General features: G+C 43.0%; 23 protein-coding genes, 1 pseudogene and 1 riboswitch. Of the genes and pseudogenes, 11 read left to right on the top strand and 13 right to left on the bottom strand.

Annotated elements, in window-relative coordinates; all coding sequences use genetic code 11:
- Positions 1-89: 89 nt before the first annotated feature.
- The 3 genes from yqiA to nudF form a co-directional block, all read right to left on the bottom strand.
- Complete coding sequence (yqiA, locus tag PR761_RS12510; RefSeq protein ID WP_006814104.1) at positions 90-680, bottom strand: esterase YqiA; 591 nt, start codon at positions 678-680, stop codon at positions 90-92.
- On the bottom strand, positions 680-1519 hold the full coding sequence (gene cpdA, locus PR761_RS12505; RefSeq protein ID WP_006814106.1) for a 3',5'-cyclic-AMP phosphodiesterase: 840 nt from the start codon (positions 1517-1519) through the stop codon (positions 680-682). The genes yqiA and cpdA overlap by 1 nt, the downstream gene beginning before the upstream one ends.
- A gap of 133 nt (positions 1520-1652) precedes the next feature.
- Positions 1653-2291 carry an ADP-ribose diphosphatase gene (nudF, locus tag PR761_RS12500; RefSeq protein WP_006814107.1) on the bottom strand — a complete coding sequence of 213 codons (639 nt, stop codon included), beginning with the start codon at positions 2289-2291 and terminating at the stop codon, positions 1653-1655.
- Positions 2292-2581: 290 nt separating this feature from the next.
- Here nudF and tolC point away from each other — a divergent pair, with 290 nt between their 5' ends.
- The 3 genes from tolC to PR761_RS12485 all read left to right on the top strand — a co-directional run bounded on the left by tolC (position 2582) and on the right by PR761_RS12485 (position 6084).
- The gene (gene tolC, locus PR761_RS12495) at positions 2582-3967 is read left to right on the top strand and encodes an outer membrane channel protein TolC (RefSeq protein WP_006814108.1); all 1386 of its coding nucleotides are present in this window, start codon (positions 2582-2584) and stop codon (positions 3965-3967) included.
- Between the two features lie 239 nt (positions 3968-4206).
- The gene (locus PR761_RS12490; protein WP_006814109.1) at positions 4207-4917 is read left to right on the top strand and encodes a DUF1190 family protein; all 711 of its coding nucleotides are present in this window, start codon (positions 4207-4209) and stop codon (positions 4915-4917) included.
- A 6-nt stretch (positions 4918-4923) separates the two neighbouring features.
- Positions 4924-6084, top strand: a complete 1161-nt coding sequence (locus tag PR761_RS12485) for a glutathionylspermidine synthase family protein (RefSeq protein ID WP_126461724.1) — start codon at positions 4924-4926, stop codon at positions 6082-6084.
- Positions 6085-6156: 72 nt separating this feature from the next.
- Here PR761_RS12485 and ygiD read toward each other — a convergent pair whose 3' ends face one another.
- Both ygiD and ribB read right to left on the bottom strand, forming a co-directional pair.
- On the bottom strand, positions 6157-6960 hold the full coding sequence (gene ygiD / locus PR761_RS12480; RefSeq protein WP_154610933.1) for a 4,5-DOPA dioxygenase extradiol: 804 nt from the start codon (positions 6958-6960) through the stop codon (positions 6157-6159).
- Between the two features lie 193 nt (positions 6961-7153).
- Positions 7154-7807, bottom strand: a complete 654-nt coding sequence (ribB, locus tag PR761_RS12475; RefSeq protein ID WP_006814113.1) for a 3,4-dihydroxy-2-butanone-4-phosphate synthase — start codon at positions 7805-7807, stop codon at positions 7154-7156.
- A gap of 151 nt (positions 7808-7958) precedes the next feature.
- Positions 7959-8118, bottom strand: a riboswitch (FMN riboswitch).
- A gap of 190 nt (positions 8119-8308) precedes the next feature.
- Between ribB and ubiK the strand changes: the two genes are divergently transcribed.
- Positions 8309-8587: a ubiquinone biosynthesis accessory factor UbiK gene (gene ubiK / locus PR761_RS12470; RefSeq protein ID WP_126461731.1), complete on the top strand. Its 279-nt coding sequence runs from the start codon at positions 8309-8311 to the stop codon at positions 8585-8587.
- Positions 8588-8668: 81 nt separating this feature from the next.
- Here the strand turns inward: ubiK and PR761_RS12465 are convergent, their stop codons facing one another.
- From PR761_RS12465 to PR761_RS12445, 5 genes are all read right to left on the bottom strand, one after another.
- A complete protein-coding gene (locus tag PR761_RS12465) occupies positions 8669-9022 on the bottom strand; it encodes a type II toxin-antitoxin system HicB family antitoxin (RefSeq protein ID WP_006814118.1) in 354 nt (117 codons plus the stop codon).
- Positions 9015-9293, bottom strand: a complete 279-nt coding sequence (locus PR761_RS12460) for a type II toxin-antitoxin system HicA family toxin (RefSeq protein ID WP_006814120.1) — start codon at positions 9291-9293, stop codon at positions 9015-9017. The genes PR761_RS12465 and PR761_RS12460 overlap by 8 nt, the downstream gene beginning before the upstream one ends.
- Positions 9294-9473: 180 nt before the next feature.
- A complete protein-coding gene (gene hldE / locus PR761_RS12455) occupies positions 9474-10901 on the bottom strand; it encodes a bifunctional D-glycero-beta-D-manno-heptose-7-phosphate kinase/D-glycero-beta-D-manno-heptose 1-phosphate adenylyltransferase HldE (protein ID WP_006814121.1) in 1428 nt (475 codons plus the stop codon).
- 96 nt (positions 10902-10997) lie between these two features.
- Entirely contained in the window at positions 10998-13841 is a 2844-nt protein-coding gene (glnE, locus tag PR761_RS12450; protein ID WP_112837329.1) for a bifunctional [glutamate--ammonia ligase]-adenylyl-L-tyrosine phosphorylase/[glutamate--ammonia-ligase] adenylyltransferase, read from the bottom strand.
- Between the two features lie 11 nt (positions 13842-13852).
- A complete protein-coding gene (locus PR761_RS12445; protein ID WP_154610932.1) occupies positions 13853-14815 on the bottom strand; it encodes a CYTH domain-containing protein in 963 nt (320 codons plus the stop codon).
- A gap of 280 nt (positions 14816-15095) precedes the next feature.
- Between PR761_RS12445 and PR761_RS12440 the strand changes: the two genes are divergently transcribed.
- Together PR761_RS12440 and PR761_RS12435 are read left to right on the top strand one after the other, a co-directional pair.
- Positions 15096-15707: a TIGR04211 family SH3 domain-containing protein gene (locus PR761_RS12440; protein ID WP_006814125.1), complete on the top strand. Its 612-nt coding sequence runs from the start codon at positions 15096-15098 to the stop codon at positions 15705-15707.
- Between the two features lie 7 nt (positions 15708-15714).
- Positions 15715-16950 (top strand): multifunctional CCA addition/repair protein, encoded by a 1236-nt coding sequence (locus tag PR761_RS12435; protein ID WP_154610931.1) that lies wholly within the window; start codon positions 15715-15717, stop codon positions 16948-16950.
- A 34-nt stretch (positions 16951-16984) separates the two neighbouring features.
- Here the strand turns inward: PR761_RS12435 and folB are convergent, their stop codons facing one another.
- Entirely contained in the window at positions 16985-17344 is a 360-nt protein-coding gene (gene folB / locus PR761_RS12430; protein WP_006814127.1) for a bifunctional dihydroneopterin aldolase/7,8-dihydroneopterin epimerase, read from the bottom strand.
- Positions 17345-17458: 114 nt separating this feature from the next.
- Here folB and plsY point away from each other — a divergent pair, with 114 nt between their 5' ends.
- A complete protein-coding gene (gene plsY, locus PR761_RS12425) occupies positions 17459-18109 on the top strand; it encodes a glycerol-3-phosphate 1-O-acyltransferase PlsY (RefSeq protein WP_006814128.1) in 651 nt (216 codons plus the stop codon).
- A 219-nt stretch (positions 18110-18328) separates the two neighbouring features.
- Positions 18329-19861 (top strand): methyl-accepting chemotaxis protein, encoded by a 1533-nt coding sequence (locus PR761_RS12420; protein WP_154610930.1) that lies wholly within the window; start codon positions 18329-18331, stop codon positions 19859-19861.
- 55 nt (positions 19862-19916) lie between these two features.
- Here PR761_RS12420 and tsaD read toward each other — a convergent pair whose 3' ends face one another.
- Positions 19917-20936, bottom strand: coding sequence for a tRNA (adenosine(37)-N6)-threonylcarbamoyltransferase complex transferase subunit TsaD (gene tsaD / locus PR761_RS12415; protein WP_006814130.1), 1020 nt, complete (start codon positions 20934-20936; stop codon positions 19917-19919).
- Positions 20937-21297: 361 nt separating this feature from the next.
- Here tsaD and rpsU point away from each other — a divergent pair, with 361 nt between their 5' ends.
- From rpsU to rpoD, 3 genes and pseudogenes are all read left to right on the top strand, one after another.
- Complete coding sequence (gene rpsU / locus PR761_RS12410) at positions 21298-21513, top strand: 30S ribosomal protein S21 (RefSeq protein WP_001144069.1); 216 nt, start codon at positions 21298-21300, stop codon at positions 21511-21513.
- Positions 21514-21630: 117 nt separating this feature from the next.
- Positions 21631-23376, top strand: coding sequence for a DNA primase (dnaG, locus tag PR761_RS12405; RefSeq protein ID WP_006814131.1), 1746 nt, complete (start codon positions 21631-21633; stop codon positions 23374-23376).
- A 163-nt stretch (positions 23377-23539) separates the two neighbouring features.
- Positions 23540-25408: pseudogene (gene rpoD, locus PR761_RS12400) on the top strand (RNA polymerase sigma factor RpoD); the annotation flags it as partial.
- Between the two features lie 49 nt (positions 25409-25457).
- Here rpoD and PR761_RS12395 read toward each other — a convergent pair.
- Entirely contained in the window at positions 25458-26927 is a 1470-nt protein-coding gene (locus tag PR761_RS12395) for an MFS transporter (RefSeq protein WP_154610929.1), read from the bottom strand.
- Between the last annotated feature and the right edge of the window lie 23 nt (positions 26928-26950).

Here is a 26950-nt window from a genome sequence, read left to right as displayed (position 1 = left end):
TAATTCAAATATATCGGGTATATTCAATCAGAGAGTTACTGTTGATAATAACAGTGTCTTCGTGTTTTCGCACTATTTCTATAAATTCTCTACTTCTGAGCGTCTTCTATCAGCCCCAGAAAGCGAATTATTTGAGGGAAATAACTGTCAAACCCAATAAAGGAATGATTTCCGTTTGGTTCCACCGTTTGTTTACACTCTGAAAGATAGGCAACGGCTTGGCGATAATCAAGTACCTCATCCCCCATTTGCTGTAATAACCAAAGTAGATTGGGTGACGTTATCTTTTCTAGATGAAGCGCCTTTAACTCATGTATATGTTGAGGCTCTAATACATAAGTTTCATGGGTATAGGGATTGGTATTTTCACCCAAATAATCGCTCAATAAATCAAAAGGGCGCACCGCTGGATTCACAAGTACCGCAGGAATTTGATAACGTTCAGAAAAGTAAATTGAAAAGTAACCACCTAATGAAGAACCCACCAAACCGATATTTTGATGCTGATGGTCAGCAATAATTTTGTCGAGCATCTCTGCGGCTTGCTGGGGATAATTAGGTAATTGAGGCACGATCATTTTGATGTGTGGATAGTTGATCGACAGCCATGTTTTCAGGCTGCTCGCCTTCTCGGATAATGGCGAGCTATTAAATCCGTGGATATATAATAAGGTCGCCATCAGTAACCATCAGACTCAAGGTCAGGGCTAAATTCCCGCGTATTTAAACGGTGGACATGGGTCGTGATTTCTCGATGACCATTTTCATCGATACACAGCTCCAAATAACGCCAACCTGGAGCCATACAATCCAAAGCAAAATTCGTGCAGTGAGGTTTAAACTGAACACAAGTTGATGGTGTCGCCAGTAACCGAATACCGTGCCAATCCTCATCCATTTCTTGATGAATGTGCCCACATAGCATGGCTTTTACATTGGGATAATTCTTGAGATAGTCAGCTAAAATATGTGAGTTTCTCAGGCTATGTTGATCCAGCCAAGTACAACCTGAAGGCAACGGATGATGATGCAACATGATTAGCGTTGTTCGCGTTGGCTCCGCATCCAAACACGCTTTCATCCATTCCAATTGTTGTTCAGATAATTCACCATGTGCCACATCTTGCAGTTGGCTATCAAGCATCAAAATTTGCCATTCATCACCGATAAATACCTGCTTTGCACTGGAAATACCGGCTATTTTTAAGGTACCGACCATCGCCGGTGGATAATCATGGTTCCCCGGTAGCCAAACACAAGGCGCAGGAATATGTTCAATTCCTGTAGCAAAATGCTGGTAAGCTTTTGGTGATTGATCTTGAACCAGATCCCCTGTCGCCACGATTAAGTCGATAGGTAAATTCTGTTCTGCAATAGCATCAAGTACCGCATGATAGCTTCGGTAAGTATTGATCCCTAAAAGGGTATTTTCCGTATCAGCAAAAAGATGCGTATCAGTAACTTGTAAAATTCTAACAACATTAGGGTTATTAGCAGTCACTTTAAGCTGGCTGTCCAAAAGTATTCCTTTTCCTCAAAAATAGACTTAAACCAATTTATCCAAGTAGTGGAGTCAATAACGGTATGATTCTAACCTGACTACTTACTCAATATCTGCTAATTAGCACACACTTCATTAGATTAATGGTTAATTAAATCTGTTTCACCCATTTTTCATGCAATTTTTGATAATTTAGTTGCAGCCATTGAATGGCGATTACCGTCGCCGCATTATCAACTTTACCACTTTCAACCCATTGATATGCTTGGTCACGGCTCACCACATGCACCCGAATATCTTCATTTTCGGTCGCTAACCCATGGATACCTTTCGCTTGAGCACTATCGACTTCACCGACAAAAACATGAATGCGTTCCGAGGTCCCTCCTGGACTAGAAAGATAGCTAATCACTTTTTCAGTTCGCCCAAGCGTTAATCCAGCCTCTTCGACGGATTCACGTCGGACCACTTCTTCAGGAGATTCATTTTGTTCAATCATTCCAGCCACAATTTCTAACAACCACGGCGTTTCGCTAGACTCAATGGCAGGAAAGCGAATTTGCTCAATCAGTACCACCTTATCCTCTTGAGGATCATAGGGTAATACTGCTCCTGCATGTCCCCTTTCAAAGACTTCTCGGACAATTTCTTTACTCCAGCCACCCGCAAATAATCGGTGCTTAAATCGATATTCAATAATTTGAAAAAAACCGTTAAATAATTTACGCTTAGATATAATTTCAATATCATTTTTACTGAATTTAACTGGCGGTTCGATGTTGTTGGTCATGACTATCTCCTAATCTATGGGTTTTTATACTAATAAAAAACGGGTAATTAAAACTGTTTTTAAGGTTTTTTAGCCTTAGATGAGGTAATGTTTAGGTTAATTGAGACTAAATGGCACAAAAGGCTACCGTTATCGGTGGCTATCCTCTGCTACAATATGCGCCATTATTCAAATTTATGAGCAACAATAGGGTCTGTTTTGAGAGCGGTATTGACTCTTCATAGTGCAGGCACATGATACATTGTAGATAACAGGCTCAACATAATTTGCTGTTTAATCAAGGAATCCAAATGAAGAAACTGCTTCCCCTTTTTATTGCTATGAGTTTTGTGGGTCTCAGTGCTAACAGTTACGCAGAAGATTTACTTCAGGTTTATCAAAAATCGAAAGACAGTAACCCTGAACTCAGAAAATCGTTCGCAGAACGTAATCAAGCTTTTGAGAAAATCAATGAAGCGCGTAGCCCACTGTTACCTCAATTAGGTTTAGGGGCTGGTGCAACTTATGGCAGTGGTTACCGTGATGCAAGGGACACAGAAAGTACAGGTCTTAATGCTTCTCTGAAATTAACCCAAACTGTGTTTGATATGTCCAAATGGCGTCTACTGGATCTGCAAGAAAAAACAGCAGGAATTTCAGACGTTACCTATCAAACAAGCCAACAACAACTGATTTTAGATACCTCAACCGCCTACTTCAACGTATTAAAAGCTATTGATGCGTTATCTTATATTCAAGCGAATAAAGAAGCGGTTTATCGCCAATTAGACCAAACTACTCAGCGTTTTAATGTTGGCTTAGTAGCGATCACTGACGTACAAAACGCCCGTGCCAACTACGATAGCGTTATTGCACAAGAAGTTGCAGGCCGAAATGCGTTAGAAAATGCGGTTGAAAAACTGCGTCAAGTAAGTGGCGTCTATTACGGTCAATTAGCATCGTTAAATATCGACCGCTTCAAAACAGCCAATCCAGATGATGTTGATACCATCCTGAAAGAAGCTGAACAACGTAACCTCAGCCTGTTAAGTGCGCGTTTAGCCCAAGATGTTTCTCGTGAAAACATTCGTTTAGCAGAAACTGGCCATATGCCAACAGTAGGTTTAGATGCCTCCACGAGTGTAGCAAACACCTATAATCATGGTAGCGGCTACGACAGAACGACGGGTGGCGCATCCAACAGCTACAATGGTCAAAATAGTATTGGTTTAACGCTAAGTGTGCCACTTTATACTGGCGGAGCAACTAGCTCTCAAGTTGAACAAGCACAATATGGTTTCCAAAGTGCCAGTGAGCAACTCGAAAGCGTTTACCGTAATGTGATTCAATTAGTGCGTTCTTCTTATAACAACGTGACGTCTTCAATCAGCAGCATCAACGCTTACAAACAAGTGGTTGTTTCTGCACAGAGCTCATTAGATGCGATGGAAGCCGGTTACCAAGTTGGGACACGTACAATTGTTGATGTGTTAACGGCAACGACAGCGCTATACCAAGCCAAACAAAACCTGTCGAATGCACGTTATGACTATATGATTAACCAGTTGAACATCGAATTTGCTCGCGGCACATTAAACGAAGACGATATTGCACGTTTAAATGCTAGCTTAGGCAAAGAAATCTCAACTGCACCTGATAGCATCATTCGTAATTCTACCGCACCAACAATTAAATAATCATTTGATTGTTAGGTAAAAATAGCTCGCAAATATCGCGAGCTATTTTTTTATCTGCTATTCCTTCATACCGAATTTAGTGGCTTTTGAGCAATAAGTCTCAGAAATCTAATCAATATCCTAAAATTACTAATTTCATTCAATTTGTTCAGCATTTGTACTTTAACTTTCTGCGCATATCCCCTATTCTAAGGGCAACAAAAAAACATCTTACTTATTATTAATTCAAGGTAATTACCATGACCATGAAGCGTACCAAAGATATAAATCAAAGCGCCTTCCGTAAATCTTGGCGTTCATACCGTTTGGCACCTGTGGCAGTGGCAGTTAGTGCAGTATTTATGCTGTCTGCTTGCGAAGAAAGCGATGAAACCGTTTCTCTGTACACCAATGCGCAAGATTGTAGCCAAGCTAATCCATCCCAAGCTGAGCAGTGTACTATTGCCTATAATAACGCACTGAATGAAGCCGCTAAAACGGCACCAAAGTATGCAACCCAAGAAGACTGTATTGCTGAATTTGGTGAGTCAATGTGTACTCAAGCTCCAGCTCAAGCAGGAATTGCAGGAACCAGCAGCACTCCAGCGGCAGGTGAACAAACGGCACAAGCACAAAGTGGCGGCGGCAGCATGTGGATGCCATTAATGATGGGCTATATGATGGGGAGAATGATGGGCGGTAGCGCAGCCTCTCAACCGCTGTTCAGCTCAAAAAATCCGGCTAGCCCAGCGAATGGTAAATTTGTCGATGCAACGGGCAAAAACTATGGCCCAGCAGTAGCTGGCGGTCGTTCTATGAGCGTACCAAAAACAGCCATGGCACCTAAACCAGCAACAACATCAACCGTCACCCGTGGTGGGTTCGGTGATACCGTTAATAAACAAGCTATGGCGCAAAAATCTTCTTCGTCAGCTAAATCAAGTTCATCTTCCCGCTCTATGGGTGGTTGATAAGTAATGAAACGTGTTCCTATTGTAGAGCGCCCTAACTGGCGTGAAAAAGCGGCGGAATTTGGTTTTGAATTTCACACCATGTATGGTGAGCCATACTGGTCTGAAGATGCCTACTACCAATTTACGCTGGCTCAAATTGAAGAAATCGAAGAAGCTACGGCTGAAATTCATCAAATGTGCCTGAAAGTCGTCGACAAAGTGGTACAAAGTGATGAGCTTCTCGCTCGTTTCCAAATTCCTAAACATTGTTGGGAATTTGTTCGTAGCTCATGGAAAAGTGAACAGCCGTCATTATATTCCAGACTTGATTTGGCATACGATGGGGTTAACCCACCAAAGTTACTGGAAAATAATGCAGATACCCCTACATCGTTGTATGAGTCTGCCTTCTTCCAATGGATTTGGTTGGAAGATCAAATTGCTGCGGGTAACTTGCCAGAAAATGCCGATCAATTTAATAGTATTCAAGAGCAACTGATCGAACGTTTTGGTCAATTAAAAGATCAATATGGTTTCCGTCTGCTGCACATGACTTGCTGTCGTGATACTGAAGAAGATCGCGGTACAGTCCAATATCTACAAGATTGTGCAAATGAAGCCGGAGTTGCGACTGAATTCCTGTATATCGATGATATCGGTCTCGGTGAAAAAGGCGAATTTACCGATACGCAAGATCAGGTGATTAGTAACCTGTTCAAGCTGTATCCGTGGGAGTTTATGCTGAGAGAAATTTTCTCCACTAAACTGCAAGATGCCGGTGTACGTTGGTTAGAGCCAGCTTGGAAGAGTATTATTTCCAATAAAGCGTTACTACCAATGTTATGGGAAATGTTCCCTGACCATCCAAACTTATTGCCAGCATATTTTGCTGATGGTAATAAACCAGAACTTGATAGCTACGTGATCAAGCCACTGTTTTCTCGTGAGGGTGCAAACATCCGCGTGATTGAAAATGGCAAAGAGATTGCTTCTGCTGATGGTCCTTATGGTGAAGAAGGTATGATCATCCAGCAATTCCATCCACTTCCACAATTTGAAGGTAGCTATACCTTAGTGGGTAGCTGGTTAGTGAATGATCAACCTGCTGGGATCTGTATTCGTGAAGATAAAGAATTAATTACTCAAGATTTATCACGTTTCTATCCGCATACGATCATCGATTAAAAAATATTAGCAAACGTATCCAGCCCAAAGCATTTTATGCTTTGGGCTTTTTTATTCATTAAAAAGAAAAAGTTAACCCACTATCACCGACATCATACTCAATGATGCAGAAACAATTCCCTCAATTGGAACCGAAATATCTTCTTCACCATCCCAAGTTCCAAGAATGGGTAAAATGGGTAAAAAATGTTCCGCTGATGGATTCGATTGTTTACCATCTTCACGCTCTAATGCCTTGGTTAACGGGTGAGGTGATTCGTGGCTATGCAAATTATCAGATACAAACTGTTCAAATGAAGTTGCCCAAGGATAAGGCTCAGCTTGTGCATTTTGCCAATTCATCGCCCGCAAATTATGCACCACATTACCGCTACCCATGATCAGAACCCCCTCATCACGCAGTGACGATAACTTTTTACCGAGCTCGTGATGCCAAGATGCTGGTTTTGTGCCGTCAATACTAAGTTGGATCACTGGAATATCTGCTTGTGGATACATACGAACTAAAATTTCCCATGTTCCGTGATCAAGCCCCCACTCCTCTTTATCCTGATAAATAGGCTCTGGAGCCAACAGCTTGGCAACTCGATTAGCTAATTCAGGAGAACCCGGTGCTGGATATTGGATTTGATAAAGCTCATCAGGAAAGCCACCAAAATCATGAATTGTTTTCGGTTTAAGCATGGCTGTAATCGCAGTACCACGGGTATACCAGTGTGCCGAGATCACCAAAATGGCTTTTGGACGAGGCAATGTCTGACCTAAAATTTCCCACGCTTGAGTATATGGGTTGTCATTAATGGCATTCATTGGACTACCATGACCAATAAAAATGGCAGGCATCCGGCTGGCTGTATTTTGGCTATTTGTCGACATGATGATCTAAGCTCCACTAAAAAGTTACTGTCACCAGCATACCCTTTTTTAAATAAAACACAGTGGGGGAATTATGAGAATGATCATCAAAAAATTTGACTATGGGATAATTTGAGGGCAATAAAATAAAGGCCACAAAGGTGTGCAACTTTGTGGCCGACTCAATATGCAAACAAACTAATTGATTAACGAATTAGCTGGCTTTTTTTTCCATCTGAAGACGGTAGTTAGCTAAATCATCAATGGTAACAACCGTTAAGCCGTGCTCACGGGCAAAGACTACCACATCTGGTGCGCGCGCCATCGTACCATCGTCATTGGTTAATTCACACAGCACACCCGCTGGCTTAAAGCCCGCCAACACCGCTAAATCTATTGAAGCTTCAGTGTGACCACGACGCGCTAAAACACCACCTTCACGACCGCGTAATGGGAATACGTGACCAGGGCGGTTAATGTCTGCTGGAACCGCATTATCTGCAATCGCTGTTTTGATGGTAGTGATACGGTCAGCGGCAGAAACCCCTGTAGTTACCCCTTTAGCGGCTTCGATAGTCACGGTAAAACCGGTTTGGTTTTGGCTGGTATTTCGCTCAACCATCATAGGAATATCGAGCTGTTTACGGCGTTCTTCCGTGATACACAAGCAAACGATGCCGCTGCTATAACGGATAGTAAAAGCCATTTGCTCGGTTGTCATGGTTTCTGCTGCAAAGACTAAATCCCCTTCATTCTCACGATCTTCATCATCAAGAACGAGGATACCTTTGCCTTGGCGCAGTGCTTCGATTGCATTTTCGACACGTTCGGTTGGATTACCGAATTCGGAAAGTAGCGTCTGATTCATGGTAAAAACCTTCTAAAGTTACAATATTTAAGTTACCAGAACCAGGGCAGTCTTAGGAATACGAGAAATGAATAGATACAACAACTTACAGCTGTTTAGCCATTCAATATGTAGAACAACGTTGCACCCAAAGGTACAAGTATGCAGATACAGTGATTCTCTCCCATCCGGACTATGACCGTCGGCTCCAGATTCACACTGGATCTGCTGACCTTTATTATCTACGCGAATAAATAATAAAGCGCTCGCGGGCTTCATGCGCGATGCATGTTACCGCCGGTGGGGACTTTCACCCCGCCCTGAGATTACGTAATTAATATAACTCCAATAATTCAATGGTGCAACGAACAAACGATAAACTGGTGGGTTACTCACACTTTTCATCAATAAAAACAAAGCGAAAAGTGTACTTTTCATAATAATGTCATAAGGAGGTTTATTCATAGCGCTGCAGGTATTACACTATCAACAATTATCTATTCTGAATTGAAGGACCCGCGAATGCTCGATCCGAAAAAAATTGAACAAGTTGCACGCCAAATCCAAGGTGCATTACCGAAAGGCGTCCGTGACTTAGGTGAAGACGTCGATAAAAAAATCCGTTCACTATTACAGTCGCAACTTGGCAAGTTAGATTTAGTCAGCCGTGAAGAGTTTGATATTCAAACCCAAGTTTTATTACGCACTCGCGAAAAACTGATGAAAATGGAGCAGCGTGTTAGCGCCCTTGAAGCTCGTTTTTCTGATGAAAAAGTGATTGAAGAGAAACAAGCTGATTGAGGTGAACGAGCTCACTCATTCAAAAACTAAAGTGCCCTGTAAAAATCGTAAGGGCACTTTTATCGATGTTTATTTTAATGCTTACCGTGGAATTAGCTCACGCTCAAGCAATTGAACTATATATTGATTTTTAGATAAATTATTAGCTGTTGCCACTGCATCTAAACGAGATTCTAAGCGACTAGGGTAACGTAGCGTAAACGATTTTATGACTTCATCATCTTTGAACGGTTTAATACCCTCTTCTTTACAACTCTCAATATACTCAGCCAGTGAAATTTTCGCCTCTTTTTTCAGCCCTTCAATGCTATCCGATACAAAATCGCAATAACCACTGACATCCAAAAATTTACCTCTAAATGCTTTGATTTCAGCTTCATAGGCTACTGATGCAGGATGCCCATCGATTGTCATGACATTGCTGCCTTTAATCATATTTCACCCCTATTACATTTTCGAACCATTCACGTAAACCGCTGACAGCGCCTTTATCCATAACATTACCAGGATGTGGCTGGTGAGTTTGAAACAAAGAACCTAATAAAATAAATTTTCGTCTCGAACCATTACCACTTTTAACGATTCCTCCTAGATTATGGATTAAGCTAATGACATCATCCCACTTAATACTTGATTTAGGTGGAATAGTCAGCACATCAATCATTGTTTTACGGTGTCTGGACGTTAATTCCATAATTTTTATCATCGTTAATCTCATGACATCAAGTCTTGATGCCAGTTTAATTCGATGTAAAAAATGACGTCAATACATGACGTCATACAAACATTAGCATTTAAGACAAACTATCACAAATAAAAAAGCCCAACCCCAGTACTTATCTCATACCAGAATTAGGCTTTTTTAAAATACCAAATTATTTTCTAATTATTTGGTTTTCATAATATTTTTAATGATATTTGTGGTTGAAATACCATCTTCAAAATTCAACACCATCACTTCACCACCAGCTGCCCAAACTTCTTTGCTACCTGCAATTTCGTCTGGCTGATAATCGCCACCTTTTACTAAAATATCAGGCAGAATTTCGGAAATTAAACGCTGTGGTGTATCTTCCTCAAAAGGTACGACCCAATCCACTGCTCCCAATGCACCAAGGACAATCATGCGTTGGTCTAATGGGTTTACTGGGCGAGTTTCACCTTTCAAACGACGAGTCGATGCATCGCTATTTACCGCCACAATTAGACGGTCACCTAATTTACGGGCGTTTGCGAGATAAGAAACATGCCCCGCATGCAGGATATCAAAACAGCCGTTAGTCATCACAACGCGCTCACCACGTTTCCTAGCATCCGCAACCGCTTGTTTGAGTTGACTTTCCGTCATCACACCAAAACCATTTTCGGCACGACCACGAATGGCATTTTCTAATTCGATAGGGGAAACAGTGGACGTTCCCAGTTTACCCACGACAACCCCCGCCGCGGCATTCGCTAATGCGCAAGCTTCATGTAATGGGCGACCGGAAGCAATAGAAGCGGCCAACACACCAATCACCGTATCGCCAGCCCCCGTGACATCAAACACTTCTTGGGCTTCAGTCGGTAAATGTAACGGTGGCTCATTACGGCGAATCAAGCTCATTCCCTGTTCAGAACGGGTAATCAACAATGCAGATAACTCTAAAGACTCAAGGAGTTTCATCCCTTTTTCTTCAACATCTTGATTGTCTTTGCAGCGCCCAACAATGGCTTCAAATTCAGACATATTTGGCGTTAACAACGTCGCACCACGGTAACGTTCGAAATTGCTGCCTTTCGGGTCAATCAGTACTGGAACACCCGCTTTATTGGCTAACGCAATCATTTTCTCGACTTCGTTTAGTGCGCCTTTGGCATAATCAGAAAGTACCAACGCTCCAATATGAGGTAATGCTTGTTCGATACGCTCCAACATCGGCTGCGCATCAACATTTTCGAAACCTTCTTCAAAATCAAGGCGAATTAATTGCTGGTTACGGGATAAAACACGTAATTTCGTGATAGTTGGATGGGTGGGAATAGCGACGAAATCACAACGGACATTAACGCCATTTAGATTTTCAGTTAAGGCTTTCGCGGCATCATCGATACCCGTTAACCCAACCAGACGGGAATTAGCACCTAAAGATGCAATATTCATAGCAACGTTCGCTGCCCCGCCAGGGCGCTCTTCCACCATGGTAACTTTAACAACCGGAACCGGTGCTTCTGGTGAAATCCGATTAGTCGGACCATGCCAATAACGGTCTAACATGACATCACCAACAACGAGTACACCTGCTTGTTTATAATCAGGAAGTGTTACTTTCATCCCGTACTCCAGTCTTTTAAATGGGAAATCCGATAATTATTGGCGCCAATACTACCATATTGCGCTATAGACAAAAATAATTTGCAGCTCTATCAATTACTCAAGCCATTTTTTCCAACTTGCTAATACTAACTCACGCTGTGCTGAAAATTGTTCGCTACTGACGCGACTGGGCAACGATTGCAGTGCAAGATGGTGCAGCTCATTTCGCATAGTGACATAAGCCAGTGTTAATCCGTGCGCTTCGTCTTCCGACATAAAATCATACTGAGCCATCAGCTCAAAAATTCGCACATTATCAGACCACCGTGTCAACGCTGGATTTTCGGCAGCAAAGCGCAACACTAAATATTGCGCAATAAATTCAATATCAGTAATCCCACCGGGATCGGCCTTCAAATCAAATTCGTTGGTTTGGTGGCTACCTAAATGCTGGTGCATTTTCACCCGCATATCTCGGACCTGCTGGCGCAATACGTCAGGTTCACGCGGTAAGCATAATGTTTCATGACGAATTTGAGTGAATTTCTGTTGTAACTGGCTATCACCGAATACCATTCTTGCGCGGATCAAGGCTTGGTGTTCCCATGTCCATGCATCATTTTTTTGGTAATCATCAAACGACTGGATTGTACTAACTAGCATGCCTGACTCCCCTGAAGGCCTAAGTCTAGCATCTACTTCATACAAAACTCCCGACGTCGTTCGGGTACTAAATAGGTGAATGATCCGCTGGGCGACGCGCAGATAAAATTGTCTCGCATCAATGGATCGCTCTCCATTTGTCACCACATTTATCGGGCAATCAAACAGGAAAACTAAATCTAAATCAGAGCTATACCCCAACTCCCAGCCGCCCAGCTTGCCATAGCCTAATACAGCGAAACCATACTTTTTTTCATCCTGTTGAGCGAGATGAGCGGGTTCACCGTAGCGTTTGACCATCATTTGCCATGCTTGATGTACGACAGCATCAATAATCGCTTCTGCGAGATACGTCAAATGGTCACTGACCTTCATAACAGGGAGAACCCCAGAAATATCCTCTGCGGCAATACGTAATAACTGAGCCTGCTTAAATTGGCGTAAGGCTTCGAGTTGCTGCTCTTCATCGTCCTCTGGCACCCGCATTAAATATTGGCGTAATTCGTCTCGATAAGCCGTAAGAGGTAGCGGTTGATATAGAGATTGCGGGTCGAGTAATTCATCAAGTAGTAGAGGATGACGCGCTAATTGCTCTGCAATCATTGGAGAAGCCGCACACAAGCGAATAACGTGCGTGAGAACTTCATCGAATTCGAGCATTAATTCTAAATAGGTGGTTCGGCTAACAATACTGAGCAACAACGGCGTAATGCGTTCGATAACGCGACCTGCATCTTCGCGCTCCCCCACTTTGGCTAGCAATTTTGGCATCAGCTCGTCAAGAACATCACGCCCACGAGGACCAATTGTGCGCTTATTAAGATCATGGCGGAACATATTAATGCCATGGATCACTTTTTCCGCTACCTGCTCATCTTTTGAGGGTAAATAGCTCGCAAGTTCCTCTTTCGATAATTCGCTTTGCCACAGTGTAATATAAATCTCATCACACTCTTCAGCAGTTTCTTCTTCATCATCACTGCCAATTTGCTCGGCAAAAATGTGGTGAACCGTGGCCATTTTATCGCTAAGTTGACGATAAAAATCATCCCAACTTGAGCAGCCCATACTCCACATTAATCGAGTCTGATTTAACGCATCATCCGGTAGCGTTTGGGTTTGTTGGTCATCAATACTTTGCAGCAAGTTTTCGACACGGCGCAGAAAAATGTAGCACTCCAGCAATTGTTCAACTTGCTCACTCGGTAATAACGCTAATTCTTGAATACCTTGTAAGGCCGTAAATAATGATTGGGATTGTAAAACAGGCTCGCGTCCACCACGAATAAGCTGAAAAACTTGGGAAATAAACTCAATTTCACGAATTCCTCCAGCACCCAATTTAATGTTATTCACTAAACCTCGGCGACGAACTTCCCGTTCAATCATATTTTTCATGTTTCTCAGCGATTGGATCACACTGAAATCAATGTAACGGCGATAAACAAATGGACGTAAAAGCTTACGTAGCGTGTCGGCATAATGAACGCTGTCAGGCCCCATGATACGGGCTTTGACCATGGCGTAGCGTTCCCAATCACGGCCTTGCTCTTGGTAATAATCTTCTAATGCTGAAAAACTAAACACTAACGGGCCGCTATCGCCAAATGGACGTAACCGCATATCAACCCGATAAACAAACCCATGCACAGTGACTTGGTCAAGTACTCGGATTAACTTCTGCCCCAAACGGGTAAAAAATTGCGCGTTATCCAGCTCTTTGCGACCGCCACGGGTCACCCCATTTTCTGGATAAGCAAAAATCAAATCGATATCGGATGAAAAATTAAGCTCTCTCCCCCCTAATTTTCCCATCCCTAAAACGAGTAACGGCTGAGGATTTCCATCTCTATCACAAGGTGTTCCCCAAGATTGGCAATATTCTTTATAAAGCCAATCTCGAGCTGCAACGATTAAGCATTCTGCTAATTCACTCAGTTGTAAAATGGTTTCTCGTTGAGAACATAACTCAGTGGTTTGCATCCAAGCAATCCGCACCATCATGTGGTTTCTGAAAGTGCGTAATACCTGCATTAAATGATCTTCATGGGTAACTAATGCAAGCTCCTCCTCCAACCATTTTCCGTATTGCTGCCATTCATCTCCCTGCGGAAATTGAGTGCGTAGATGCTGCAAAAAACGGGAATGAGCCAAAATCTGTTTCAGCGCAAAATCACTGAATGCCAAAAAATTTAATTCAGTATCACTCAGGGGCAGCAATTCACTAGCGTGCTCTGTTAACTGATTGATAATTTTTAGATGTTGGCGTTGTAGAAGTTCAGGAGAAAGATGCATATCATCAATACCTATTCGACATTAGGGTACGTTAACGCGGTCAACCATTGAATAAAGGCCAATTTACATTTTAACCATGGGCTGCTGTAGCAAAAATCTTCCGCACTGATATTTTCATCCGCAGCATTCAAACGTAATTGTTCAAGAGGGAGATCATGCACAAACTGAGGCGCTGAATTTTGATAATGTATTAAAAATGCCTGAACAAAACGTAAAAACTCACCAAATCCCTGTTTCGCATGTTCACCATCTGCCAACCAATATAATTCGTGCTGCTGGCAAAGTTGCTGCATGTGCAACAAAGACGCTTCAATTGGTTGCTCTTCATAATCAAACAAAGAAGCAGGACGTTGTAACGGAGCGGGTGTTGAAGATAATAATGAATAACCGCGAGCGGCTTTACTCAAGGAAGAGAGATGCAGCCCATCAATATCCGCAAATTTTTTCGCCAGATTCAGGACATCCGCCACAAACCCTTTTTTTAATTCCAACTCAAATTCTTGAATGGGTAAATCTTTTGCCCCAGCAGAAATAATGCCTTGGTCGAATACAATCTCAATTTCGCTGTCTTCAAATTTTACTAACCATTTTTCACGAGTGAAATTGGTGCTAAATAACACCTGTAATTCGGATTGTAATTCTTGAAGATCTATCCCTTCAGGCCAAATTTCTTCTGGAAATGCTGCAAGATTAATTTCAGGGGATTCGATATCTACATTGTACTCAGGGCGTTGATGTAACCCACCGATGACTTGTCCCGCCGTTTTGATGGTCATTTCATAACGCCCGTCACAACCACGAATACGTAACCCCATATCCCATTGACGTAACTGTCTTTCTACCGTATCAAAATAGATATTTGTCAGCTTGCAAGGCTCGGAATGTTGTGGAGAGAGGGTTGAAATACTCTGGCGAACAGCGTCTATAGCAGAACTCTGAGCCGATAATTTGAGTTCAACTTCTATGTGGTTCATAGACTTCCTTATTTAATAATTTCACTGTGCCCATATTACCCCAATCAATCAACGCAGAGAAAAGAAACCGCACAGAAACCAAAAATTCCAGATATTGATCCTCTTATAGAGAGTTACTTCAATGAAACCCATAATAATTGTATTATTTAGTGATTTAGGATAGTTCTCATTATCGTTCAACATTTACATAACTCTAAGTTTAAACGTTTGCACCCGTAGACTTTACTTATTAGTATTTAATTAATACGACATTCATTCACAGTAAAAAGATAAAAACACTATGCGAAAAATTCCACTCTTATTGATTTCCGCTATGGGGTTAGGCCTGTCCTTCACAGCAAATGCAGAAACACGTTATGTTTCCGAAGATTTATCGACCTATGTGCGTAGTGGTCCTGGAACAAATTATCGGATTGTTGGCTCCTTAAATGCTGGCGAATCCGTTGAACTCATCTCTATTGATAACAAGTTTGCTCAAATTAAAGATGGCAAAGGTCGCACCGTTTGGATCCCAACGGATCAACTCAGTGACATTCCAAGCATGAAAAGCCGTATTCCGCAACTCGAAGCGGAAAACCAAAAACTACGCCAGCAATTAGATAATATTGATAATACGTGGAATGCTCGCACCGCGGAAATGCAGCAAAAAGTTGCAGATAACGACAATATTGTGCGCCAGTTAAAAGCGGAAAATGAAAAACTGAATAATGAATTAATCAAAGCAGGCAAAAAATTAGATATTGCTGAGGTGAATTTAGATGATCGTCGCCGTGAACTGATTCTACAGTGGTTTATGTATGGCGGTGGTGTTGCCGGTGTAGGGCTAATTTTAGGGCTTCTGTTACCTCACATTATTCCACGTCGTAAAAAACGTAATGATGGTTGGATGTAAAACATACATGAAAATCTATCTTGTTGGCGGCGCTGTACGCGATAAATTACTGGGATTACCTATTTCTGATAGGGATTATGTGGTTGTCGGTACGACGCCAGAAGCCATGCTCGCTAAAGGCTTCCAACAAGTAGGTAAGGATTTTCCCGTTTTTTTGCACCCGAAGACCCACGAAGAATATGCCTTAGCCAGAACAGAACGTAAGATTGGTGCAGGCTATACCGGCTTTAGCTGCTACAGTGCGCCTGATGTTACGATTGAAGATGACTTGTTACGCCGAGATTTGACAATCAACGCAATTGCACAAAGTGATACAGGTGAATTAATCGATCCCTATCACGGTGTAAAAGATCTTAAAAATCGTGTTCTGCGCCACGTCTCAGATGCCTTTTTGGAAGACCCTTTGCGTGTTTTGCGTGTTGCTCGTTTTGCAGCACGCTATTACCAACAGGGGTTCCGAGTTGCGCCAGAAACGATGACTCTAATGCAATCCATGGTAGAGACAGGCGAACTTTCTCATCTCACCCCCGAACGAGTTTGGGTGGAGACCCATAAAGCAATAATGTCTCACTCTCCTCAAGTCTATTTTGAGGTATTACGTGATTGCGGTGCCCTCGTCGTGCTATTCCCTGAAATCGACCATTTATTCGGGGTTCCCGCACCAGAAAAATGGCATCCAGAGATTGATACTGGTATTCATATTCTCATGGTCATGGGTGTGATAGCGACACTGTCGAATGATATCGATGTCCGTTTTGCGGCTTTATGCCATGACCTTGGCAAAGCACTCACACCAAAAGAACTTTGGCCCAGTCACCCAAATCATGGTGAAGCGGGTATTCCATTAATTGAAGCGCTGTGTGAGCGATTGAAAATCCCAACAAGTGCACGAGATCTAGCCAGACTTGCTGCCAGATATCACGATAAGATCCATGTCATTGGAAAGCTTAATGCCCAAGAGATCGTGCAGATATTTGATGGATTAGACAGTTGGCGTAAACCAGAGCGGATTGCTCAACTGAGCTTAGTCAGTGAAGCAGATGCCCGTGGACGAGGGGGATTAGAGTGCCAGAATTATCGTCAAGGGGAATACTTACGCCAAGCTTATGCCATTGCTCAGCAAGTCAGCGTAAAACCGATTATTGAACAAGGATTTCAAGGCCCTCAAATTCGTGAAGAGTTAACTCATCAACGTATTCAAGCTGTAGAGAGTTGGCAAAAAACGCAGAAAATAATGGATTAAGAATACACTGGCGATAATAACCGCCAGCGATTGATTAAGCGCTTTTAGTCCCACGCTCAATAAGCACACCAATATTTTTGGCACGCACAACGGCTCCAGGTTTAGACACTTTCACTCTGACCCAAGGCGATTTGAATTCATTAAGCAATAATTGAGCAACTTCTTCGGCAACGCGCTCAACCAAGGCAAATTTATTATTTTCCAGATGATCAATAATCCGCTGACTTACAAGGGCATAATTTAAGCAATCATCAACATTATCGCTCATTGCCGCGGGTTTATTGTTCCATCCCATTTCGATATCGAGCACTAATTTTTGCTCGATCTTTTGTTCCCAGTCATATACACCAATGGTGGTAATGACTGATAATTGTTCAATAAATACGATATCCATCACGTCATTTTCTCGTTTATGTGCTGAATTGATACCACTTCAGGAAAAATATGCGTATTATCCATGTTGAAGTGAATTACATATAAAATAGCTTAAACCGTTTTGGAGTTAGTTATGAGTGCAATCGCGCTTGGCATGATAATCTTCGCCTACCTTTGCGGATCAATTTCCAGCGCTATATTGATCTGCCGTTTGGCGAGACTCCCCGATCCTCGTCAGCATGGCTCTGGTAACCCGGGTGCAACTAACGTCCTGCGTGTCGGTGGTAAAGCCGCTGCCGCAGCGGTACTGCTCTGCGACGTCCTCAAAGGGATGATCCCAGTTTGGATTGCTTATTATTTAAATGTGCAACCATTCTATCTTGGCTTGGTCGCGATTGCAGCCTGTCTTGGGCATATTTATCCAGTTTTCTTCCATTTTAAAGGCGGAAAAGGCGTTGCCACCGCATTTGGCTCCATCGCAGCCATTGGTTGGGATCTTTCTGGACTTGTCGCAGGAACATGGCTATTAACGGTATTACTCAGCGGCTATTCATCCTTGGGGGCTATTGTAAGTGCATTATTAGCCCCTTTTTATGTCTGGTGGTTTAAGCCTGAATTCACATTCCCTGTCGCCATGTTGTCCTGCTTAGTACTCATACGCCATCACGGAAATATCCAACGGCTATGGCGAGGGCAAGAAAGTCGAATTTGGCAAAAACTAAAAAATAAGAAACAAAAAACCGCTAAAGAAGTCGCTCAAGAACAACGCAAAGAAGATGACTAATCATAAGGGCTGAATTTCAGCCCTTTTTTATGCTCATCATTCGCCAATCCACCTCATTTTCCTCACAAAATCATCACGTCTGTACTAGGTATTTTCACTTATTCGTTTTCCAGCGCACACTTTTAATAAAAAGTTAATAATTTGAAAAATTATTACTAATGAATAATTAAAAACTGTCGACTATATAAAGGAAAACTTAACTATAAAAGTGACTATAAAATGAGCAGAACTCCCTATATTACTCAGAATGAACATATCTTAGATGAAGATATAACCCTCATGACAACCAGCAACCTACATGGGAACATTATCCACGCTAATGATTTCTTTGTGCAGGTTAGTGGATATCAACTTGATGAACTAATGGGTCAACCACACCGAATTATTCGTCATCCTGATATGCCGAAGGAAGCCTTTGCAGATATGTGGCGAACCTTAAAAATGGGGGAACCTTGGACTGGGATCGTTAAAAATCGGCGTAAAAATGGCGACCATTATTGGGTTCGTGCCAATATCATTCCAATGCAGAGGAATGGTGTGATCACGGGTTATATGTCGATTCGTATACGAGCCACTCGAGAAGAGATCGCCACGGTCGAACCGTTATATCAATCGATGGTAGAAAATCGAAGTAACCGCAAGATCTACAAAGGGATCGTTCTTCCTAAACGCCGCCAGTTTACCCTTTCCACTCTCAGCGTACGCTGGCGTATTCGCTTAATTTCCATCAGCTTATTTGCGATATGGCTGTTAATGGCTGTGGTATCCGGTTTATCTTCCAGCGCATTAATTATCCCCAGTTTATGTACCTTCGCCACCCTATTACTGGGTAACTTTATGCTCGAACGCAGTTTTGCAAAACCTATCGAAAATATCATGTCCCAAGCCTTAAATGTGGCAAGAGGAAATCGTAATAGCATTGACCATATGAGCCGTGTTGATGAAATTGGGCAAATTCTTCGCTCCATTGGTCAGCTTGGTTTAGTCTGTCGCTGGCTAATTAATGATGTGTCAGAACAAGTAGACAATGTCCGAAAAGATAGCGAATCTCTGGTCAATGATTGTGGTGAGTTAGACAGCCATACACAACGAACTGTCGGCTATATGCAGCAAACGGTCGCCACCATGAACCAAATGTCGGTTTCCGTCAAAATGAATGCGGACAACACCCTCAAGGTCGATATGCTATCTAATGAAACCAGCGAAACGGCGGTGAACGGTGGTGCCATTATGGATGCAGTTGTCACGACCATGGATGAAATTGTACGCAGTACCAGTAAGATAAACTCCATTACCGACGTCATTAAAACCATCGCTTTTCAAACCAATATTTTAGCGCTTAATGCCGCGGTTGAAGCCGCAAGAGCTGGAGAGCAAGGTAAAGGATTTGCCGTTGTCGCTAATGAGGTTCGTAGCCTTGCCAGCCGTAGTGCTAGCGCTGTTAACGACATTCGAGAGCTTATCAATGACTGCGAAAAGAAAGTGAGTTCCGGTAAGGATCAAGTTTATAACGCGGGGAACACCATGAAAGATATTGTTGATCAAGTACAAAATGTCACGCAATTGATTACACATATTAGTCATGCGACCACGGAACAAGCGGCGGGAATTTCTGATATTACTCAAGCTGTTAGTGAACTGGAATCCATCACTCAGCAAAGCAGTTTATTAGTAGAGCAAAGTACAGAGACATCAAATCAAGTGAGAAGTCGCTCGATTCGCCTTGAAGATGCAGTGACAATTTTACATTAAAATGGATGGGTGGCATCGTGAGCCACCCATATCTCAATCCACGTTTGACCTAGGTTTACTTATCCAACGGCGGTAATTCCGCTAATGGCCAACGAGGACGCACAGTCACACCCAACCCTGCGTTTGCACCACCTTTTAGGCGAATGAGACCTGCCAAGGCGATCATCGCCCCGTTATCAGTACAAAATTCAGGCCGAGCATAAAAGACTTCACCGCCACGCTGCTTGAGAACCTCTTCCATTTTTGCTCGCAAAGCACGGTTAGCACTCACGCCACCGGCCATCACCAAACGTTTAAAACCCGTTTGCTCAAGGGCGCGTTTACATTTGATTGCGAGTGTATCAACCACTGCATCCTCAAATGCTCTAGCGATATCAGCACGAGTCTGGTCGTCACTGTCATTATCACGAATAGTATTTGCAGCGAAAGTTTTTAAGCCTGAGAAACTAAAATCCAGTCCCGGCCTGTCAGTCATTGGACGAGGAAAAACAAAGCGCCCAGCGACGCCTTGTTGCGCCATTTTAGATAATACCGGACCGCCGGGATAATCGAGACCGAGCAGCTTTGCGGTTTTATCGAAAGCTTCCCCTGCGGCATCATCGATAGATTCGCCTAGCAGTTCATATTCACCAATGCCAGTCACACTAATCAATTGGGTATGTCCACCCGATACTAACAGCGCTACAAATGGGAATTCAGGGCTTTTCTCTTCCAACATCGGCGCTAATAAATGCCCTTCCATGTGGTGTACGGCCACCGCGGGAACATTCCACGCAAAAGCTAATGCCCGACCAACGGTTGCACCGACCATCAAGGCACCGACTAAACCAGGGCCCGCAGTATACGCCACCGCATCAATATCAGAGCGGGTTAAGTTAGCTTCTTTGAGCGCGGCTTGAATCAGAGGAACGGTTTTACGGATATGATCACGGGATGCTAATTCGGGAACAACGCCACCGTAATCCGCATGAACTTTGATTTGACTGTATAATTGATTGGCTAATAGGCCAAGCTTATCATCATAGATTGCGATTCCGGTTTCATCGCAAGAGGTTTCGATACCTAAAACACGCATTGCACTACCCTTGTTTATTGCATGCGCGCAAGTTTACCACTAAATTCGCATTATCGCGCAATATAATAAATAAATGACACTAAAACTGACAATTAATGACAGCAAAAGGCTGACTTTCTCGGTTGTATAGTCTATAATCAGAGTCCTGTAATAAAAATTTCGTGTGGCTAATTCTCATTATTATCTGGTTTTGCTGGCTTTATTTATGAAGTTAGTAACAAAACAGATAATCTTGCGTGATTCAATTTTATACGGCACTTTACAAACCCGTACTCATTGAAGTAAAATTCCGCACCATTTTAAATGATGGCTGGTGAACCAAAACCAGCGACAAACCGATTTCTATTGAGGTGAGAGGCACATGCCGGTAATTAAAGTACGTGAAAACGAGCCATTCGACGTTGCACTGCGTCGTTTCAAACGTTCCTGTGAAAAAGCAGGAGTTTTAGCTGAAGTTCGTCGTCGTGAATTCTATGAAAAACCAACGACTGAACGTAAACGCGCTAAAGCATCTGCTGTAAAACGTCACGCTAAAAAACTTGCTCGTGAAAACGCACGCCGTACTCGTCTGTATTAATTGATTGCGATCCTAATCGCAACCAACACAGACAGTACTAGTAAGCAGTTAAAGGCCGTGCTTTCCTAAAGGAAGCGCGGCTTATTATCGTTCATCAACAGGCGAAAAAAGAGGCTTATGGCTGGACGAATTCCGCGTTCATTTATCAATGATTTATTAGCAAGAACCGACATCATTGATTTAGTCGATGCAAAAGTCCCGTTAAAAAAACAGGGTAAAAACCATCACGCTTGCTGTCCTTTTCATAACGAAAAAACACCTTCATTTACGGTGAATGGTGACCGACAGTTTTATTATTGTTTTGGTTGTGGTGCCCATGGTAATGCCATCGATTTTTTGATGAATTACGACAAACTCGATTTTGTTGAAGCAATAGAAGAGCTGTCTGCACTACACGGTCTTGATGTTCCTTACGAAAAAGGAACTGGAACAAGCCAAATTGAACTCCATCAACGTCAAAATCTCTACCAATTGATGGAAAAAATTAATCAGTTTTACTGCGCTGCCTTAAATCATTCATCGGCAAATAAAGCCAAGGATTATTTAAGCCAACGTGGTTTGAGCCCGGAAATTATTGCTCATTTTTCTATTGGTTTCGCCCCAGCAGGTTGGGATAACCTCTTAAAGAAATTTGCGGTAAACCCAGAAAGCCGTCAGCAACTTGATGAAGCGGGCATGCTGGTGACCAACGATAATGGGCGCGTTTATGATCGCTTTAGAGATCGCGTCATGTTCCCTATCCGGGATCGCCGAGGTCGCGTTATTGCATTTGGTGGACGAGTATTAGGCGATGGTGTCCCTAAATACTTAAACTCCCCAGAAACCGATATATTTCATAAGGGTCGCCAACTTTTTGGTCTTTATGAAGCGACACAAAATAGTAGTGAGCTGGCAAAATTACTTGTTGTTGAAGGCTATATGGACGTTGTAGCACTCGCACAGTATGACATCCGCTATGCGGTTGCATCACTTGGCACCTCTACAACTGCAGAGCATATTCAGTTGCTCTATCGTTCAACAGATACGGTGATTTGCTGTTATGACGGAGATAGAGCAGGAAGAGAAGCCGCATGGCGTGCTCTCGAAAATGCCCTTCCCTATCTCACCGATGGCCGCCAAATTCGTTTTATGTTTTTGCCTGATGGCGAAGATCCAGATTCATTGGTACGCAAAGAAGGAAAAGACGCTTTTGAGCAACGCATGGAAAATGCGCTAAGTCTTTCCACATTTTTATTTGACTCTTTAGTCCCACAGGTGGACTTAAAAACCCAAGAGGGTCGAGCAAAAATTAGTAAACTTGCTATCCCATTGATAAAGCAGATACCGGGTGAAACTCTGCGCCTGTATATGGCCCAAGAATTAGGAAATTTTATTGGTATACCGGATATTTCTCAGGTTCTTGCTATGATTGATAGAGAGAACACCGAGCAAATTAATTATCAGGCACCAAAGCTAAAACCGACAACAATGCGTATCCTTATCGCCTTGTTGGTACAGAATCCGAATTTTTCGGAGTTCGTTCCCTCGTTAGAGGGAATTGCCCACATCCAGATGCCGGGGCTTTCTCTATTTCAGGAATTGGTTGAAGTTTGCCGTTCCACCCCCGGAATGACCACAGGGCAGCTGCTAGAGCGTTATCGCGATAATAAATTTGCGAAACAGCTTGAAAAACTAGCAACGTGGAACGATATAGAAATAGAGGAAATAGCGGAAAATACCTTTATAGATGCTCTAAATCATCTATTTAATAGCGCCCTCGATGAGCGTTTCGACTATCTAATAGCGAAAGAACGAACACAAAGGCTGACACCTGAAGAGCGCGAGGAAGTCCGTCTAATCACTCTTTCACGAGTGAAAACATAAAGCATCCAAAATAGTACATAAAACGGCTTAAGTGCCGCAAATAACAAGGCAATTGCCTGTAAAATGCTACGAAACATAAAGGGCGTAGCACAGAGAAAAATGTCCCTTTGAATGTTCTTGTTGGCCGTTAGTTTCGCCGACCGACACCAATTTAAATACTCAGAAGTGTGGATACCGTCTTATGGAGCAAAACCCGCAGTCACAGCTTAAGCTACTCGTCACCAAGGGTAAAGAGCAAGGTTATTTAACCTATGCTGAGGTAAACGACCATCTGCCGGAAGATATCGTCGATTCAGATCAGATCGAAGATATCATCCAGATGATTAATGACATGGGCATCCAGGTCATGGAAGAAGCACCTGATGCCGATGATTTAATTTTGGCTGAAAATACTTCCGACACCGATGAAGATGCGGCAGAAGCTGCTGCACAAGTACTGTCCAGTGTTGAAAGTGAAATCGGCCGTACTACCGACCCTGTGCGCATGTATATGCGTGAAATGGGGACTGTCGAGCTTCTCACCCGTGAAGGTGAAATCGACATTGCTAAACGTATCGAAGATGGTATTAATCAGGTTCAGTGCTCTGTTGCTGAATACCCTGAGGCTATCACCTACCTGTTAGAGCAGTATGACCGCGTTGAAGCGGGCGAAAGCCGTTTATCTGACTTAATTACCGGATTCGTTGACCCGAATGCGGAAGAAGATTTAGCCCCAACAGCAACCCACGTTGGCTCTGAACTTCCACAAGAAGAGTTAAATAACGACGAAGAAGAAGAGGAAGATGAAGACAGCGAAGACAGCGATACCGATGACGATAACAGCATCGATCCTGAATTAGCTCGTCAAAAATTCTCCGATCTTCGTGAACAGTATGAAAAAACACGTTCACATATCAAACAATATGGACGTAGCGATGCGAAAACTGTTGCAGCAATTAATCAATTGTCTGACGTTTTCAAAGAGTTCCGTTTAGTACCAAAACAGTTTGACTATCTGGTCAACAACATGCGTGAAATGATGGAGCGCGTTCGTCAACAAGAACGTACCATTATGAAGCTGTGTGTTGAGCAGTGCAAAATGCCTAAGAAAAACTTCATCACCTTATTCGGTGGTAATGAAACCAGCGAGACTTGGTTAACCGCAGCAAAAGCGATGAACAAGCCATGGTCTGAAAAACTGCTGGATGTTGAAGAAGACGTTTTACGTTGCCTGCAAAGACTGCGTCAAATTGAAGAAGAAACTGGCCTGACAATTGAACAGGTTAAAGATATCAACCGTCGTATGTCTATCGGTGAAGCGAAAGCTCGTCGTGCTAAGAAAGAGATGGTTGAAGCAAACTTACGTCTGGTTATCTCTATCGCGAAGAAATATACCAACCGTGGTTTACAGTTCCTCGACTTGATTCAAGAAGGTAACATCGGCTTGATGAAAGCGGTTGATAAGTTTGAATACCGCCGTGGTTATAAGTTCTCAACTTATGCAACTTGGTGGATCCGTCAGGCTATTACCCGTTCTATCGCCGACCAAGCACGTACAATTCGTATTCCGGTTCACATGATCGAAACGATCAACAAACTGAACCGTATCTCTCGTCAAATGCTGCAAGAGATGGGTCGTGAACCATCGCCAGAAGAACTGGCAGAACGCATGCTGATGCCGGAAGATAAAATTCGTAAAGTACTGAAGATTGCCAAAGAGCCAATCTCAATGGAAACGCCAATTGGTGACGATGAAGATTCACATTTAGGTGACTTTATTGAAGATACCACATTAGAGCTGCCATTAGATTCTGCAACTTCAGAGAGCTTACGTTCGGCAACTCATGAAGTGCTGGCTGGCTTAACCGCTCGTGAAGCGAAAGTTCTGCGTATGCGTTTCGGTATCGACATGAACACTGACCACACCTTAGAGGAAGTGGGTAAACAGTTTGATGTAACCCGTGAACGTATCCGTCAGATTGAAGCGAAAGCGCTGCGTAAATTACGCCACCCAAGTCGCTCAGAAGTTCTGCGTAGCTTCCTTGACGAATAATGCATTAAAATAAATAAAACACCTGCAAATGCAGGTGTTTTTTTATCCGCTACTTTCCCCTGACAATCTGGCTTGTTTTCATCATCAACGCGAGACAAAGCATAATTGATATCGCTCCCCCCAGCATCGCCAAATTAAAACCAGAAACAAATGCGGATTGTGTCGCTTGCTCGATAAAATGAGATGATGCCGCCACAGATCCTTTAATCAACCCGTCAACTTCTCCCACTGATAACAGCCTACTGATTTGCGGGTCTTCCATTAATTGGTCAATAGCCCGATGGGTCATTAATGTTCCTAGCAAAGCGATCCCCAGAGTCATTCCCGTTTGCCTCAAAGCATTCATCACCGCGGAAGCTATCCCTGAATACGCTTTTTCAACACTCGCCATCACCAATGCACCAATTGCTGGTGTTGCCATACCCATTCCAGCACCAAGAATAAATAAGATAGCGGCAATTGGTAAATATTCGGTATCTGAATTAACGCGCGTCAGTAGCATCGATGCCGTCGCGATCAATAAGAATCCGATGACCATAATATTGCGCACACTTAACGTACGTGAAAGCCGTCCAAAGCTAAAGGAAAACAGCGCCATGGCAATAAATTCGGGTGCCATGCGTAGCCCTGCCTCAAAGGCTCCCCACCCTTGTCCTTTTTGCAAAAATAGCGCAATAAAAAACACGTTGCTATACGTGGCAAATCCCAAGGCAAAAGAAGCTAAATTGTATTGCAAGAAATAGGGATTTTGCTTGAAGAGAAAAATAGGCAACAAAGGGCGTGGGACGTTTAATTCCACAATCACAAAACCGAACGCGGCAATACCGCCAATCATCAATCCAGCTATTGTGGGTAAACTCATCCAGCCCATATCCCCCGCTTCTATCAATCCATAAGTGAGCCCTGCCAGCGCAACGACGCTAAGTAGCTGACCAAGAGGATCTAACGCCGCCTTATCCGGATCAGCACTTTCTTTGATTCCTAACCCCCCAAGTAATAACGTTAATAGCCCAATGGGAAGATTGATCATAAAAATAAAGCTCCACTCGAAGGTATCGACTAAGAACCCCCCTAAAATAGGCCCGATAATCAAAGAGAGAGCGCTGACTGCCGACCAAATGCCGATCACTTTAATCCTTTCGATATCATTACTAAAAGCTTGTGTAATGATGGATAGCGCCCCAGGAATCAATGCTGCAGCGGCAATACCTTGGATCACCCTGCCAAATAACAGCATTTGTGCACTCAGCGAAAAAGCGCAAATCAATGATCCCACCGTGAAGATCACGATACCCGTTAACCAAACTTTTTTGCGTCCATAACGGTCACTGATTGGGCCAACCGATAGGATCAATGCTGATAAACAGAGTGCGTAAGAATCAATGATCCACTGCAACATCGACAGATTAGCATTCAGCTCCTGACCTATCGCCGGTAGTGCAACATTAACAATGCTGATGTCGAGCGTTGCCATAAAAGTGCCGAGGCACACCGCTACGATCAAAAAAATTCGTTTCATTCTCTTTAACCTTATTATCGATC

The sequence above is a fragment of the Providencia sp. PROV210 genome, assembly GCF_028479445.1.
GTDB classification, from domain to species: Bacteria; Pseudomonadota; Gammaproteobacteria; order Enterobacterales; family Enterobacteriaceae; genus Providencia; species Providencia rustigianii.
This window is presented reverse-complemented; position numbering and strand designations above follow the sequence as displayed.

What these genes read in the sequence shown, in the direction of transcription:
- PR761_RS12435 (WP_154610931.1), top strand. Translation starts at nt 15,715, where the DNA reads ATGAAAATCTATCTTGTTGGCGGCGCTGTACGCGATAAATTACTGGGA.
- plsY (WP_006814128.1), top strand. Translation starts at nt 17,459, where the DNA reads ATGAGTGCAATCGCGCTTGGCATGATAATCTTCGCCTACCTTTGCGGA.
- PR761_RS12460 (WP_006814120.1), bottom strand. Translation starts at nt 9,293, where the DNA reads ATGATAAAAATTATGGAATTAACGTCCAGACACCGTAAAACAATGATT.
- PR761_RS12465 (WP_006814118.1), bottom strand. Translation starts at nt 9,022, where the DNA reads ATGATTAAAGGCAGCAATGTCATGACAATCGATGGGCATCCTGCATCA.
- nudF (WP_006814107.1), bottom strand. Translation starts at nt 2,291, where the DNA reads ATGACCAACAACATCGAACCGCCAGTTAAATTCAGTAAAAATGATATT.
- yqiA (WP_006814104.1), bottom strand. Translation starts at nt 680, where the DNA reads ATGGCGACCTTATTATATATCCACGGATTTAATAGCTCGCCATTATCC.
- glnE (WP_112837329.1), bottom strand. Translation starts at nt 13,841, where the DNA reads ATGCATCTTTCTCCTGAACTTCTACAACGCCAACATCTAAAAATTATC.
- folB (WP_006814127.1), bottom strand. Translation starts at nt 17,344, where the DNA reads ATGGATATCGTATTTATTGAACAATTATCAGTCATTACCACCATTGGT.
- PR761_RS12395 (WP_154610929.1), bottom strand. Translation starts at nt 26,927, where the DNA reads ATGAAACGAATTTTTTTGATCGTAGCGGTGTGCCTCGGCACTTTTATG.
- tolC (WP_006814108.1), top strand. Translation starts at nt 2,582, where the DNA reads ATGAAGAAACTGCTTCCCCTTTTTATTGCTATGAGTTTTGTGGGTCTC.
- ygiD (WP_154610933.1), bottom strand. Translation starts at nt 6,960, where the DNA reads ATGTCGACAAATAGCCAAAATACAGCCAGCCGGATGCCTGCCATTTTT.
- tsaD (WP_006814130.1), bottom strand. Translation starts at nt 20,936, where the DNA reads ATGCGTGTTTTAGGTATCGAAACCTCTTGCGATGAAACCGGAATCGCA.
- PR761_RS12420 (WP_154610930.1), top strand. Translation starts at nt 18,329, where the DNA reads ATGAGCAGAACTCCCTATATTACTCAGAATGAACATATCTTAGATGAA.
- PR761_RS12485 (WP_126461724.1), top strand. Translation starts at nt 4,924, where the DNA reads ATGAAACGTGTTCCTATTGTAGAGCGCCCTAACTGGCGTGAAAAAGCG.
- ubiK (WP_126461731.1), top strand. Translation starts at nt 8,309, where the DNA reads ATGCTCGATCCGAAAAAAATTGAACAAGTTGCACGCCAAATCCAAGGT.
- PR761_RS12490 (WP_006814109.1), top strand. Translation starts at nt 4,207, where the DNA reads ATGACCATGAAGCGTACCAAAGATATAAATCAAAGCGCCTTCCGTAAA.
- dnaG (WP_006814131.1), top strand. Translation starts at nt 21,631, where the DNA reads ATGGCTGGACGAATTCCGCGTTCATTTATCAATGATTTATTAGCAAGA.
- PR761_RS12445 (WP_154610932.1), bottom strand. Translation starts at nt 14,815, where the DNA reads ATGAACCACATAGAAGTTGAACTCAAATTATCGGCTCAGAGTTCTGCT.
- PR761_RS12440 (WP_006814125.1), top strand. Translation starts at nt 15,096, where the DNA reads ATGCGAAAAATTCCACTCTTATTGATTTCCGCTATGGGGTTAGGCCTG.
- rpsU (WP_001144069.1), top strand. Translation starts at nt 21,298, where the DNA reads ATGCCGGTAATTAAAGTACGTGAAAACGAGCCATTCGACGTTGCACTG.
- hldE (WP_006814121.1), bottom strand. Translation starts at nt 10,901, where the DNA reads ATGAAAGTAACACTTCCTGATTATAAACAAGCAGGTGTACTCGTTGTT.
- ribB (WP_006814113.1), bottom strand. Translation starts at nt 7,807, where the DNA reads ATGAATCAGACGCTACTTTCCGAATTCGGTAATCCAACCGAACGTGTC.